At 54.3% G+C, this 12,681-nt stretch carries 21 protein-coding genes and 1 pseudogene; 13 read left to right on the top strand and 9 right to left on the bottom strand.

Features of this window, described 5'->3' with window-relative positions; all coding sequences use genetic code 11:
* Positions 1–3: 3 nt before the first annotated feature.
* From P3C50_RS05580 to P3C50_RS05555, 6 genes are all read right to left on the bottom strand, one after another.
* Positions 4–207, bottom strand: coding sequence for a hypothetical protein (locus P3C50_RS05580; protein WP_012018527.1), 204 nt, complete (start codon positions 205–207; stop codon positions 4–6).
* A 9-nt stretch (positions 208–216) separates the two neighbouring features.
* Entirely contained in the window at positions 217–396 is a 180-nt protein-coding gene (locus P3C50_RS05575; RefSeq protein WP_275545188.1) for a hypothetical protein, read from the bottom strand.
* Positions 397–411: 15 nt separating this feature from the next.
* Positions 412–783 carry a hypothetical protein gene (locus P3C50_RS05570; RefSeq protein ID WP_275545187.1) on the bottom strand — a complete coding sequence of 124 codons (372 nt, stop codon included), beginning with the start codon at positions 781–783 and terminating at the stop codon, positions 412–414.
* A gap of 248 nt (positions 784–1,031) precedes the next feature.
* Entirely contained in the window at positions 1,032–1,343 is a 312-nt protein-coding gene (locus P3C50_RS05565) for a hypothetical protein (protein WP_275545186.1), read from the bottom strand.
* A 10-nt stretch (positions 1,344–1,353) separates the two neighbouring features.
* Positions 1,354–1,635 carry a lysogeny maintenance protein PflM gene (locus P3C50_RS05560; protein WP_275545185.1) on the bottom strand — a complete coding sequence of 94 codons (282 nt, stop codon included), beginning with the start codon at positions 1,633–1,635 and terminating at the stop codon, positions 1,354–1,356.
* Positions 1,636–1,830: 195 nt separating this feature from the next.
* A complete protein-coding gene (locus P3C50_RS05555; protein ID WP_013715705.1) occupies positions 1,831–2,046 on the bottom strand; it encodes a hypothetical protein in 216 nt (71 codons plus the stop codon).
* A gap of 127 nt (positions 2,047–2,173) precedes the next feature.
* On the opposite strand from P3C50_RS05555, the gene P3C50_RS05550 reads away from it, so the two are divergent.
* The 3 genes from P3C50_RS05550 (at position 2,174) to P3C50_RS05540 (ending at position 4,067) form a co-directional block, all read left to right on the top strand.
* Entirely contained in the window at positions 2,174–2,449 is a 276-nt protein-coding gene (locus P3C50_RS05550; RefSeq protein ID WP_071557459.1) for a helix-turn-helix domain-containing protein, read from the top strand.
* A gap of 122 nt (positions 2,450–2,571) precedes the next feature.
* Positions 2,572–3,270 carry a hypothetical protein gene (locus tag P3C50_RS05545; protein WP_275545184.1) on the top strand — a complete coding sequence of 233 codons (699 nt, stop codon included), beginning with the start codon at positions 2,572–2,574 and terminating at the stop codon, positions 3,268–3,270.
* A 26-nt stretch (positions 3,271–3,296) separates the two neighbouring features.
* Positions 3,297–4,067: a hypothetical protein gene (locus tag P3C50_RS05540; RefSeq protein WP_275545183.1), complete on the top strand. Its 771-nt coding sequence runs from the start codon at positions 3,297–3,299 to the stop codon at positions 4,065–4,067.
* Positions 4,068–4,379: 312 nt separating this feature from the next.
* On the opposite strand, the gene P3C50_RS05535 is transcribed toward P3C50_RS05540, so the two are convergent.
* Positions 4,380–4,601, bottom strand: a complete 222-nt coding sequence (locus P3C50_RS05535) for a hypothetical protein (RefSeq protein WP_064496020.1) — start codon at positions 4,599–4,601, stop codon at positions 4,380–4,382.
* Between the two features lie 258 nt (positions 4,602–4,859).
* On the opposite strand from P3C50_RS05535, the gene P3C50_RS05530 reads away from it, so the two are divergent.
* On the top strand, positions 4,860–5,066 hold the full coding sequence (locus P3C50_RS05530) for a hypothetical protein (RefSeq protein ID WP_059391984.1): 207 nt from the start codon (positions 4,860–4,862) through the stop codon (positions 5,064–5,066).
* Between the two features lie 277 nt (positions 5,067–5,343).
* Here P3C50_RS05530 and P3C50_RS05525 read toward each other — a convergent pair.
* Positions 5,344–5,545 (bottom strand): annotated as a pseudogene (locus P3C50_RS05525) (hypothetical protein).
* A gap of 174 nt (positions 5,546–5,719) precedes the next feature.
* On the opposite strand from P3C50_RS05525, the gene P3C50_RS05520 reads away from it, so the two are divergent.
* The 4 genes from P3C50_RS05520 (at position 5,720) to P3C50_RS05505 (ending at position 8,363) form a co-directional block, all read left to right on the top strand.
* The gene (locus tag P3C50_RS05520; RefSeq protein WP_275545182.1) at positions 5,720–5,986 is read left to right on the top strand and encodes a DNA-binding protein; all 267 of its coding nucleotides are present in this window, start codon (positions 5,720–5,722) and stop codon (positions 5,984–5,986) included.
* Between the two features lie 96 nt (positions 5,987–6,082).
* Positions 6,083–6,598, top strand: a complete 516-nt coding sequence (locus P3C50_RS05515) for a response regulator (protein ID WP_275545181.1) — start codon at positions 6,083–6,085, stop codon at positions 6,596–6,598.
* Between the two features lie 151 nt (positions 6,599–6,749).
* Complete coding sequence (locus P3C50_RS05510; protein WP_275545180.1) at positions 6,750–7,541, top strand: sensor histidine kinase; 792 nt, start codon at positions 6,750–6,752, stop codon at positions 7,539–7,541.
* A 54-nt stretch (positions 7,542–7,595) separates the two neighbouring features.
* On the top strand, positions 7,596–8,363 hold the full coding sequence (locus P3C50_RS05505) for a hypothetical protein (RefSeq protein ID WP_275545179.1): 768 nt from the start codon (positions 7,596–7,598) through the stop codon (positions 8,361–8,363).
* Here the strand turns inward: P3C50_RS05505 and P3C50_RS05500 are convergent, their stop codons facing one another.
* Entirely contained in the window at positions 8,364–8,834 is a 471-nt protein-coding gene (locus P3C50_RS05500) for a hypothetical protein (RefSeq protein ID WP_275545178.1), read from the bottom strand.
* 681 nt (positions 8,835–9,515) lie between these two features.
* Here P3C50_RS05500 and P3C50_RS05495 point away from each other — a divergent pair.
* The 5 genes from P3C50_RS05495 to efp all read left to right on the top strand — a co-directional run bounded on the left by P3C50_RS05495 (position 9,516) and on the right by efp (position 12,657).
* Complete coding sequence (locus P3C50_RS05495; protein ID WP_275545177.1) at positions 9,516–9,812, top strand: type II toxin-antitoxin system MqsR family toxin; 297 nt, start codon at positions 9,516–9,518, stop codon at positions 9,810–9,812.
* A gap of 2 nt (positions 9,813–9,814) precedes the next feature.
* Complete coding sequence (locus P3C50_RS05490; RefSeq protein WP_183894914.1) at positions 9,815–10,216, top strand: type II TA system antitoxin MqsA family protein; 402 nt, start codon at positions 9,815–9,817, stop codon at positions 10,214–10,216.
* Between the two features lie 380 nt (positions 10,217–10,596).
* Positions 10,597–10,803 carry a hypothetical protein gene (locus P3C50_RS05485; protein WP_275545176.1) on the top strand — a complete coding sequence of 69 codons (207 nt, stop codon included), beginning with the start codon at positions 10,597–10,599 and terminating at the stop codon, positions 10,801–10,803.
* Between the two features lie 107 nt (positions 10,804–10,910).
* Entirely contained in the window at positions 10,911–12,050 is a 1,140-nt protein-coding gene (gene earP, locus P3C50_RS05480) for an elongation factor P maturation arginine rhamnosyltransferase EarP (RefSeq protein WP_275545175.1), read from the top strand.
* A gap of 34 nt (positions 12,051–12,084) precedes the next feature.
* Positions 12,085–12,657 carry an elongation factor P gene (gene efp / locus P3C50_RS05475; RefSeq protein WP_197855771.1) on the top strand — a complete coding sequence of 191 codons (573 nt, stop codon included), beginning with the start codon at positions 12,085–12,087 and terminating at the stop codon, positions 12,655–12,657.
* Positions 12,658–12,681: the final 24 nt, after the last annotated feature.

Here is a 12,681-nt window from a genome sequence, read left to right as displayed (position 1 = left end):
CTCCTACAGGTTGAGTGCCTTTTTCAGCACGAGAGCGCCGAAGACGATGGCGAACAGCACCAGGGCGTGTTCACGTATCTGTGCATGGTCCTCGGCGGTTAGCCCGGTCGGGCTTATCTCACTGAGCGCGACGGTGGAGAGGGTGCCCACACAAACCGGGGTCTGGCCTGCGCTCTCCCATACGCCGTCGCACACAATGAAATTCATGGCGCCCCCTTACTCGGCCAAGCTGGGGTCACGAATGACCTCAGCCATGTCCAGGCAGTCGGGGCAGATCACGAGGGCGGGCGCCTTGTTCAGATCGGGCAGCAGGTCGGGCTGGGGAGCGGACTGGTTGTAGAGCTGGCCCATGGGCTGCCCGCAGCAGTCGCACAGCACGCGATCAACGATCAGCACGGCGGCGCCCTCCCGTCAGGCCTTGGCCGCGTCCGGCTGGGTGCCGGTCGGCTTGGGCTGTTGTTGGGTGCCTTGCGGGGCAGCAGGCTTGGCGGCCTGGCCTTTCGGGTTCACGGCTTCGATGTGCAGGGCTAGGTTTTTGCCCTTGTTCTGGCCGCCGCGTGCCACGTCGAAGGTGATGCGTACCAGCTCCAGCGGGGCGAACTGGGCGCCGGCTGCGAATACTTCGTCGGCGGCGTCTTCAGCGATGGCCATGCCGATGATGGACAGGCCGTGTTCGGTCTTGCCGTCCGGTTCGTCGCCGTAGAAGACCTTGGCGTATTTGGTGTCATCCACCTGGGTCATCTGAGTGCCGAGAAATGCAACTTCCATAGTCGAACGTGCCATTTGTGTTTCCTCGCTTAGTTGCGCGTTATTGCGCGGTTTTGCCTTTCAGCAGGCCGAGCGATCCCGCACGGGCAAACTTTCGTTTTTGCCCGAGGGTGGCTCTCGACTTGCCGGGGTTTCAGTTGCCGCTTGTGCAGCCTGTTAGTTGGTAAACACCAAGGGCTTTGCCCTTGTCATCCCACTCTTGCCGCCGAGGGCTCGGGAGCGCGGGGCGGTGGAGCTGCCCCACACTCACGAGCGGAGGCTATTCAGGGTGGTGGGCGTTCAAGGGTTCGCTCTGCCCGTGCCTCCGTTTGACCGAACGGTGAAGCGTGTTCGGACAAGCCGGGGGCGCGGCCCTTGACCTGTTCAGCATCGGCGGCGTTGGCCGGGTCGCTAGGGGCGCACTGGTGAACGACCTTGGTCATTGCTTGATAGAAGGAGTCGTCCACAGACTCCAGCAGCTCAACGGCTTGCAACGTGCCGAACACGCAGCCGACAGCAAAACCGATAAAGCCCCAAGGCGCTGAATGCCAGAGCAGGGCAACCAGATAGCGGCCAAAACGGAAAGGGACGGTCATGCGCTCACCCTCAGAACGGAAACTCGTCCGTTGGCACTGAGGTAGCGCTGTTGTAGACAACGCTCCAGTACTTCAGCGGACGGTTCCCGGGCTTGTGTTTCGCGCAGGTATAGGCCTGCGTAACGTGGTTCCGACCATTGACCACGGACCATCGCGCGGGGCGGCAGTCGGTGCATTGTGTGTATGGGTAGGTAGGCGCCTTGGGCGGTATCCAGTTGCGGTTTAGCCAGCACACAGAGCAGTCGCAGTCCTGGGCGTGGGGTTGGCGCAGGTACTGGCTTAGGCTTTTCATTGGCGGCCTCCAGCGCTTGGCGCTTTTCGAAGTCGGCGCCCTGGCCGTGGGCGAAGTCGTTGCAGCTGTTGCAGCCGCAGAAGTCGCCACCGCAGTCGCAGCGCCATTCGCCACCATGAGCAGACTCGCAGTACGGGCGAACCTGCAGACAGTCCTGGCAGAGCATCAGCGGTGCCGATTGCGCTAGGTGAGGATTCATGCCGTCCACTCCTGTTCCAGCAGCCAGGTGCGGAGCAGGGCGCTATTGACCATGCGGCGCTTGCCTAGCTTTACGGTGGGGAGAACGCCTTTCATTGCCCAGGCACGCGCGGTGCCGTAGGTCAGGCCGTTTCGGTCGGCCCAGGACTCGACGGTTTCCACGTCCTGTTGCGGGCCTATCAGCTTCGAAGGTTCCAGCTCTTCCAGTTCCATGCTCGTTCCGTCACTATTCGTGTCAATGCCAGTTATTCAGCATTGCGTTATCCAAAATGGATCGTGTCGAAACGGATAATGCCATTGTTGATCCATATTGGATATATCACCTATAGATCAAGTGGCTATGATTAAAGAGCGCGTTATAACTATTTTGAAAAGCTCAGGGATTCGACTTCCTGAGCTAGAGGAGCGCACTGGTATCAGTCGCTACACCTGGAACAACCTGAAGAACACCGCCAGAAAGCGCGAAATCAAGGCAGAGGAGATCGAAGCTATCGTTAAGCTCTTTCCTCAATATGCCTTGTGGGTGGTCAGTGGCGAGGTAGCGCCAGAAGCAGGGCAGACAAGCCCCGAATACGATCAGGCCAATTCAAACTTGCCCAATCAAAACGCGGGATAGCGATTACAACGGAAGTAGTTAGGCGCTGGTTCTCGCAGAGATAAGGCTCTAGTAATGGATGGTCATGTATAAGTGCACTTAATCAAAGAGCATGGCTACAGAAGTTAAAGGGGAGATAGTAAATGATTGCGCTTGATAATAAGCTCGTAGAGCGAATGAGGGGCGAGACAGCTGCGACTGTAGTTGAGCTATGCAGGGAAGTATTGAGCGAGGTTCAAAAAGGCAGCGCTTGGACTACAGAGGACTACACTGTATTGAGCGAGGTTTACATGTTTTTAGAGGCGGCTAGAGAAGCAAATATCCTGGCTTCTGAGGCGCCTGCCCTGAACTGTGTGGACGTAACGAGTCGCTCTGTTTTCTGCAATAGCGCGCAGGCATGGCTAAATGAGCTCTATAATTTTTATAATGGGGTTTTGGATTTAAATAGATTTGATGCAAATAGAAACCACTTTCGAAGTATGTTTGGGAATATTTTCTCTTACGAGTTTTCTCAAGGCGACGTGGAAAGGGTTCAGCTCTTGATAAATGAACTTCGTGTTCAGATCTCTTCGGCTGATTTAGAAGATGGACATAAACAGCGGCTCTTGGCTCGACTGGAAAAGTTACAGTCTGAATTACATAAGAAAATCTCTGATCTTGATCGATTTTGGGGGCTGGTTGGGGACGCAGGTGTTGTTGTGGGCAAACTAGGAAGTGATGCTAAGCCTATAGTGGATAGAATAAAAGAAGTGGCTGATATTGTATGGAGAACTCAGAGTCGTGCAGAAGAGCTACCTAGTGGTTCGGAATTCCCTCGCCTAGAGGATAAATCCGGAGAGTAGCTTTTAGGAATCTGCAAGGAGGCGATATGAGAGGCGACTGGGACGATGCACCAGACTATCTACGCAGCAAGAAGAAGCCTGGCCCATGGCGAATGGTGGCCATCCTGGGCGTGGGTTCCGCGATTACCTGGGGCGTGATCGCGTTGTTTGCCAAGCCAATCGTGATCAATGTTGAACAGCTTAAGCAGGCGATCCACGTAGATGGCAAACCCCTGTTCAGCCAGCAACCGGCGCCACAGCCCTACAGCGAGCCGGAAGAGCCTATAAGGCTGCCATCCATTCCCATCGATCCACCCGCGCAACGGGTTGCATACGAGCCGGTCAGCCAGCCTCAGCCATACGCCTCAATGGAGTGGACAGAGGAAGAAAAGGCGAGGGCGATTGCCAGCTCTCAGAACGTGTTCAGTGACAAGAACTACACGCCCAAGCAGCCGGCCAGCACCTACACACCGCCTGCAACCCATCGCATCGCCCAGGCACCCCAGCAAACGCAGCAGCGCCAAGCCAAGCAGGTAAGCCGCGAGCGTACTTCCAGATGGATAAAGAGCTGGAATGGCGGAAGCAACTACCTGGCGGAATGGCTATCGGTGAACAACTACATCGACGGCACCAGCGTTTGCGCCAATCACCGGCGCGGATCAATCGACTACCGCGAATGCCGCAAAGCCGCCAAACAGCACTTTCACGAACAGTGCAGAACCTGGCGTGCCCGCTATGACAGTGACCGAAAGGCAAGCAGTGATCGCATGAAGACGCGCTATTGTTCTGCGGCGAGTAGCTTTAATCCAATGGGGTAATAAGGCCGTGATCAGAGGGGCAATCACGACCGATGAGCTTGATAGCGAAAACTACTGAGCTAAATCAGAGGGGCGGAATCTTTCTTCTCTGGCCGGAGTAACAAGGACAGCCGAGCTGCAATCAGTTCGGACTCTGCCAGCAGTTGGACGGACTCTTGTTCCCAGACAGGGACCAGGCCTTGCAGGTCTTCTTCTTGATTAGCGCGCAGGCACCACTGATAGCGGTCATGCCAATCGCCAAGTACTGACTGCATCTGCTTGAGTGCTTGAAAGGTGGCAGACGGCAGCGGTGAAAGGCGTGGGAAAGGGTCACTAAATGTTGACTGATAGGGCGCGCTTAGCAGATGGGTCGAATACCTCATCGCGAAGAATGCGGAGGTCTACGGCGTCTTGGTTCAAGCGGTGAATCAGTCGGAGCATGTGCTGGCGTAGCACCTCGTCTCGGGTGTTCTCAGCAGCTCGCATCAGGGTGAAAGCGGCGTCTTCGTTGTTGGTTGCGATGGAATCCAGCGTCTTGCGTACATTGCGAATCAAGGTGAAACCCTCGGTTTAGACGGCCTGAAAGGTACTGAGCGAATGTTTCTAAAATATTGCAACGAATCAGCGAGCGGACGGATGGACACTGGAAAAAAACTGGCTATTGTCATGAATCTGCAATGCGGTAGAGCGAGAGTACTAGTGCACTCCATGAAAGTTGGTGCAGCTCATACTTCTTAGGCAAGGCCAACCGTATGGTTGGTCTTTTTTTTTGCCAGATTTTTGCAACCTAGACCCTTGTGTTATGGAGGCAGCATGGATATTTCGATTGAAAAATCTGATGGCAGAGAGTCTGAGCAGTGGGTCGTTAGTGCAGGTTCGTTGACCCTGTGTTTCAGGGATCAGCGGTCCGCCATGGAGTTTTCTAGCAAGCTGAAGGAACGAGTGGAGTCGCCTCATTCACTGCCTGTGATCGAATCAGAGGCATTTGCGCAGGTAGCGAAGCTTAGCTGCGTAAGCTGAACACCCGGCTCATGTGTCGAAAAAGTGTCGAAATCATAGAGCCTGATAGCGACGAATCGAGACGGTGAGGGCAGCGCAAAGCCCGTATTGAGCGGGTTTGGCACGGAATGACATGCTACCGAAACGGGTTCGAATCTCTTCTTCACCGCCACTTTCGCAAAGCCCCTGCAGGGAAACCTGCAGGGGTTTTTGCTTTTCTGGCCCATCACTTTTTAAACGCCATGCGTACACAGGGTGCGTACACGCAGCTTCCTGACAGGGGCGAATGGACGTTGCCTTATATCGAGGCTTCAGGCGCTGTCGCCTGAATATCCCAATACGGGCGCGCAGTCAGCTCCAGCAGCCAGGTGCGGAGCAGGGCGCTGTTGACCATGCGGCGCTTGCCTAGCTTTACGGTGGGAGAACGCCTTTCATTGCCCAGGCACGCGCGGTGCCGTAGGTCAGGCCGTTTCGGTCGGCCCAGTACTCGACGTTTCCACGTCCTATTGCGGGCCTATCAGCTTCGAAGGTTCCAGCTCTTCCAGTTCCATGCTCGTTCCGTCACTATTCGTGCCATTAGCTATAAATAGCTATTGGAGTAAATACTTCTCTGGGGGAATTATTAACCCGTCCGCCAGATAGAGCAACAATTTCTCTGGAAAAAAGATTTCTATATGGAAAGGGCTGCTGATAGGGTTCGCCTATTGATTAAAAAGCTTGGCCCCAAGAAGGCCAGCGCCTATGGCGGTGACTACGAGCGCTGGAAAAGTGTGAGCAAAGGGGCAGTACGAGTAAGCACAGAAGAAATAGACGTACTAGTTGAGGTTTATCCTCAATACGCTCTGTGGCTGGCTAGCGGGAAAATTGCCCCAGATGCAGGGCAAACAAGCCCTGAATATGACCAGGCCAATTCAAACTTGCCCAGTCAAAACGCGGGATAGCGATTACAACGGAGGTAGCTAGGCGCTGGTATGCCCGACAAACTTAATATGCTTGGCATTGAGTTGATCGTCTTCTCATGATGAAAGGTGAGGATAATGTATCTGGAATTAGGCAACCCCCTTCGGCTGCAGTCAATCGACTCAGGGAATACTCCTATTTTAGAGCTGAAGGCGAAATTTCAGGTTTTAGTCATAGATGATAATCCACCGATTATGGTTGATACGCTACGAAGGTCGGGATTTGTAATACGGGATCTTAGAGATATAGAAACTATAGAGACAGCTGAGCCGTATCCAATTGTTGCGTGCGATATTGGAGGGATTGGAAGAACATTTAGGCCGAATTCAAATAGTGGTGGGTTCTATGTATTAAAAGAAATAAGGAAGCACTACCCTGATAAGTTCTTAATTCAATACTCAACGCAAAATCAATATATAGATGGAAGTCTGACTGCGGCTGATGTTATATTTCCAAAAGATACAAGTATTGACCTCTGGCAGGATAAACTTGAAGGCGCCTTGAAAGAGCTGGGTAATCCTAGGTTGAGATGGATGAAGCTAAGAAATAGGCTGTCGGCAGAAGGGGTTGATGGCTATGATATTTTTAAATAGAGCAGGCGTATATCAAAGGTATACTCGATGGTAAGCCAGATAGAATCGCCACCGATAAGGCAGCTGGTGCGCTCAGTCCAGAAATAAAGTCGCTAATAGTTAAGTTTGCGGCCACTACTATTGCAATGGGGATAAAGGGGGTATTTAGTTGATGGAAGGCGCGGCAAGGAAGCGATTTAGCTACAGGCTAGATGAAAAGAGGCCCGAGAAGACCTCCGAGAAAATATTAAGGCTTGAGAGAGAAAATTACGAGCTGCGATCTATATTAAATAGTACTTTGCATGAGGTTAGGCTTTTTAGTGCAATAATTTCTGATAGATCAGAAAATCTCTCTCAAGATACACATGTTTCTGCGAGGGGTAAGGAATTGTCTGAAAATATATTGCATGCCAGTGGGATGTTGTCAGCGAGGCTTGCTTATACAGACATAGAAATTAATCCTGCGGTTGTCACAAAGCAGGTGCGCTATGATGCGGTGGTTTATAAGAAATTTGATAAGTCTCGCTACCTTTTAAGACCTCTAATTAGCGACAAAAAGCTGTCTGTTGATTTTCATGGAGAGTCCCACATGAGTACTAGGGCTCTATCCGTGTTTGACATGCTTCCCTTTGTAATTTTGCAGAATGCCGTCAAATATAGTCCGCCTGGTTACAATGTTGATGTGTACTTCGAGGAGCACGGATATGATAGTTTGGATGTAAGGATCTCTTCTTATGGGCCTCCTGTTTCTGATGAGGAAATGGATTTTTTATTTGATAGGGAGTTTAGAGGTAAGAATTCTGTTGGGTACGAAGGGCAGGGGTTAGGATTGAATTTGGCCAAGCGAGTTTGCGAATTACATCAAGCCTCTATGAAGATGGAGCGCGGGCAATTTCTTCCTGTGTCAATAGGGGGGCGGGCGTTTCAGAAATTTGATGTTTTAGTAAATTTCGAGAAGATATAGATTATGGCTTAGTGAAATTGCCCGATTTACTTTCGGGCCAAGCAAGGAGGCAAGATGAAGTCTGACTGGGAAGACGCACCAGGCTATCTACGCAGAAAGAAAAAGCCCGGCCCATGGCGAATGGTGGCCATCCTGGGCGTGGGCTCCGCGATTACCTGGGGCGTGATCGCGTTGTTTGCCAAGCCAATCGTGATCAATGTGGATCAGCTCAAGCAGGCGATCCACGTAGAGGGCAAACCCCTGTTCAGCCAGCAACCGGCGCCACAGCCCTACAGCGAGCCGGAAGAGCCTATAAGGCTGCCATCTATCCCCGTCGATCCACCCGCGCAACGGGTTGCATACGAGCCGGTAAGCCAGCCTCAGCCATACGCCTCGATGGAGTGGACAGAGGAAGAAAAGGCGAGGGCGATTGCCAGTTCGCAGAACGTGTTCAGTGACAAGAACTACACGCCCAAGCAGCCGGCCAGCACCTACACACCACCTGCAACCCATCGCATAGCCCAAGCACCCCAGCAGACACAGCAGCGACAAACCCAGGTAAGCCGCGAGCATACATCCAAGTGGATCAAGAGCTGGAACGGCGGCACGAACTACCTGGCGGAATGGCTATCGGTGAACAACTACATCGACGGCACCAGCGTCTGCGCCAATCACCGGCGCGGATCAATCGACTACCGAGAATGCCGCAAGGCTGCCAAGCAGCACTTTCACGAAGAGTGCAGAACCTGGCGCGCCCGCTATGACAGTGACCGCAAGGCAGGCAGTGATCGTATGAAGACGCGCTATTGCTCTGCGGCGAGCAGTTTTAATCCGATGGGGTGACTAAAATCCCCAAGAGAAAGCCGGGCCGCAATACAGCACGGTATTGCAAGCAAAGAACATGCTGAGAATATAGCCGCCCAAGGCTCCCGTACACCCCAAAGCAAATCCGTTTTCAATTGTTTGGCTGGGCTTGACCTTGGAGTAGATCAAAACAGCAACTGTGCCAACTACTGCATCCATCAGTCCCAACAGGTAATCCACTCCAGGGCCATGCAGGCTGACAAGTGACATGTTAATTGCCCTAATTATTACCGTCATGGCAAACGCCAGGGCAAGGCCTGCTAGGAAACCCTTGTGGGGGTTGAAAATCAGACAGAAGACGATGCACGTCAGTGCAGTGAAGTAGCTGTATGCCGTGACCCATGACGGAAGAAATTCGCCACTGTTAAGCAGGAACGCTGCTGTTGTCAGGTGAGTAATGCCCAGGGCAAGGGGTATGTCGTATTGCTTAAGTAATCGTCCGTTGATCAATTATGAATTTCCCTATGGTTAGCTGAAGTGATGACCTATGTAGGGAGATAGCACATCCTTGACGGTAAGGGCAGCAATTACAATAGACATAGCAAGCAGCCAGCTAATCAAAACCATAAATTTGCTGCCGCCAAACTTTCGGTGCCACCACCAGCGCAAAGAAAGAAGCGCGAGGCATAGCGGCGGGATGGTTGCGAGCGCTATAGCCAATCCAACTAAGCTAGTTGGCCGAGTGCACGTTATGGCTACAACGGTCAAAAGAAACGCCATCAGCAACTTGCGCCGACGTTCAGGCCATGGATTGTGAAGCGGGATTGGGCGCATTTTTTCCAAGCATGTGGAATAGAAAGGATTAGTGGCCAGACGCTATTGCTTGCATCGAGGTTTGTCCAGCGACTATGTAGCGATTTGCCAAAAACACTGCGTTAAACCGAGACGAAGTGAGTAGTTGAAAGGCAAAAAGCATGTGCCACGACGTTACCAGAGCAGCCTAGGCTTTCTCATCGGGATAATCTCTTGTGCAGCACGCGCTGACGAAGATGGTCAAAGTAATGGCGATCAGCAGGCTCTGCTGGCTTGGATGCGGCACGAGCAAGCAATTCGTTGCGCAATCGTGTACGGCTGTCGTCTGGCATGGATGCTCCCTTGAAGAAATTAACCTAAAAGGTTATTTTGTGCGGCATGGAAAAGCGCAAACCCCATTTCAAGCTTGAGCTAGTGAAGCAGGCCGTAGCCGACCAGCGTTATCGCTTCACCCGCGTAGCCCTTGAAGGGGGCGCTGAGCTGGGTATGGAGATGGCCGACATGCTGGCCGTCATCAGTGCCCTGAGCAGCCGCGACTTTTTTAAGAGCATGACAACCCATGCGGATCATACTACCTGGCAGGACGTTTACCGACCCGATACCGAATTCGGGCAGGTCTACCTGAAGTTCACGCTGGTGGCCGATCTGCTGATCGTTTCCTTTAAGGAGAAGTGACCATGAAATGTCCAGTATGCGGCGGGGCGGAACTGGTTCACGACACCCGCGATATGCCCTTCACCTACAAGGGGCAGACCACCCAAATTACTGCGGTAACGGCTGACTGGTGCGATGCCTGCGGCGAGTCCCTGACTGGGCCGACGGAGAGTGAGCGCGTTATGCGTGCCATGAACGAGTTTCGTCAGCAGGTGAACGCCCAGGACGGCAATCAGGAGCTGATTCGCAGTGTGCGTAAGCAGTTACGGTTGAGCCAGCGCGAAGCGGCAGAGCTGTTCGGCGGTGGGCCGAATGCGTTTTCTCGCTACGAGCGAGGCAGCACGGAAGCACCGCAACCGCTGGTGCAGTTGTTCAAGATCCTGGGCCGGCACCCGGAGTTGATCAACGAGCTGCGTGCAGGTTGATGCCGAAATCTAGAGCCGAATAGCGACGAATCGAGCAGGTGAGGGGAGTCCAAGACCCGTAATGAGCGGGTTTGGCACGGACTGACACGCTACCGAAACGGGTTCAAATCTCTTCTTCACCGCCACTTTCGCAATACATCAAGCCCCGAGAGCTGAAAGGTCCTCGGGGCTTTTGTTTGCTGTCTTTCTGCTGGCCTACGTCAGCACGTCGCGTATTCGCTTGCGTCATGGCTCGCCTGAACTCGTGTCTGGCCGGCTTCAGTCCATCCGGCTATCCATTGGCAATATCCATGGTCATTATCGAAAGCACTGATTTCTACCTGGCGAGGCGGCGGCATAAAGTTGATTCCAACAGAGATTGAGTTGGATTGGAGGTCATTATGTCCCGTATCGATGTGGTTTCCCTTGTTGGTAGTGCCGTGCCTGCCGAGCTGCGATCCGATGGTCATATGGCCTGTTGGCTGCTGATGGTCGATGGCCAGCCCAAGGCCGGCCCGTTCGCTTCCCGCGAGGCTGCGCTGGCTTGCCAGGCTGTCTGGCTACTCAGCAGCGGCGTTCGCCGCGAAAGCGATTCGCTGCTGGCCTGATCCCCCGTTTACCCCGCGCTTGCTCCAGCGCTCCCCTTGGCCCGCCTCTGGCGGGCTTTTTCTTGCCTGGCGGGTAGAATGGCGAACATTTCTTCAAGGGGCGCAGCGTGGCCAGGTGGGACATCTTCTGCAGCGTGGTAGATAACTACGGCGATATTGGCGTGACCTGGCGGCTGGCCCGGCAATTGGCGGCCGAGCAGGGCCATGCGGTGCGCCTGTGGGTCGATGAGCCGGATGCGTTCGTGCGCTTGTGCCCAGGCGCCAGTGCCAGCGCCGAGTGGCAGCACCACTCGGGTGTCGAGGTGCGCCAGTGGCGCGAGCCGTTCCTGGCGGTAGCGCCGGCAGATGTGGTGATCGAGGCCTTTGCCTGTCAGTTGCCGCCTTCCTATATAGAGGCGATGACTGACGACTCCAGACGTCTGTGGCTGAACCTGGAATACCTCAGTGCCGAGGACTGGGTGGCGGGCTGTCATGGCTTGCCGTCGCCGCAGCCGGGAGGCTTGCAGAAGTTCTTCTTCTTTCCCGGGTTCGTAGCGGGCACGGGGGGATTGTTGCGTGAGGCTGACTTGCTGACGCGACGCCGCGCCTTTCAAGCCGATGCGTCGGCGCAACAGGCGTTTTTGCGCTCGCTTGGCGTAGTGCGTGAGGCCGGGGCGCGGCTGATTTCGTTGTTCGCCTACGAGAATGCAGGGCTGGCGGGCTGGCTCGACGCTCTTGCAGCTGATACGCAGTCGAGCCAGTTGTTGGTGCCGCAGGGCAAGGTTCTCGGCGATCTGCAAGTCTGGCTCGGGGAGGCGCAGCTGGCACCGGGTGATCAGCATCGCCGTGGCAGTCTGCAGATTCAGGTGTTGCCTTTCGTCGCGCAGGACGATTACGACCGTCTGCTGTGGTGCTGCGATCTCAATGCGGTGCGTGGCGAGGATTCCTTCATTCGCGCGCAGTGGGCCGGTCGGCCATTGCTCTGGCACATTTACCCGCAGGAAGAAGGGGCGCACTGGGACAAGCTGGAGGCTTTTTTCGCGCTTTATGGCGCTGAGCTGCCATCGGAAATATTGGCCGCGTATGCCGCCTTCTGGCGTGCATGGAATGAGGGAAGCGGTATGGAGCAGGCCTGGCTTGAGCTGAAAAATGCATGGCCGACGCTGCAGCAACATGCCGAGCGCTGGTGCGATTTGCAGGCCGCTCGGCCGGACCTCGCCACAGCGCTGGAACAGTTTTACCGAAATTGGCTATCATACGCGGCCTAGATTTCTGTACCTCCCGCATATTTCGGATATCCGCATGAAAACTGCACAAGAAATGAGAGTCAATAGCGTGGCCCTGATCGATGGCCAGCCGTGGCTGATCCAGAAGGCCGAGTTCACCAAGTCCGGTCGTAACAGCGCCATCGTCAAGATGAAGCTGAAGAACCTGCTCAACGGTTCCAAGACCGAGACCGTCTACAAAGCCGACGACAAGATGGAGCCGGTGATTCTCGAGCGCAAGGAAGTGAACCTGTCCTACATCAGCGGTGAGGACTACGTGTTCATGGATCCGGAGTACAACTCCTACGAGCTGCGTGCCGAAGATCTGGAAAGCGTTCTGCCGTTCATCGAAGAAGGCATGGCTGACGTCTGCGAAGCCGTGTTCTTCGAAGGCAAGGTGATCTCCGTCGACCTGCCGACCACCATCGTGCGTCAGGTTGTCTACACCGAGAACGCTGCTCGTGGCGACACTTCCGGCAAGGTGATGAAGCCTGCCAAGCTGCGCAACGGTACCGAGATCAAGGTTGCCGAGTTCGTCGATATCGACGACTGGATCGAGATCGATACCCGTGACGGTTCCTACAAGGGCCGCACCCAGGCTCCGGCCTGAGCTTGAACGCTACGAAGAACCCGG

The organism is Pseudomonas sp. Marseille-Q0931, from assembly GCF_940789645.1.
Taxonomy (GTDB): Bacteria; Pseudomonadota; Gammaproteobacteria; order Pseudomonadales; family Pseudomonadaceae; genus Aquipseudomonas.
Note: the sequence above shows the minus strand (reverse complement) of the source record. Positions and strands in the feature narration are given on the sequence as shown.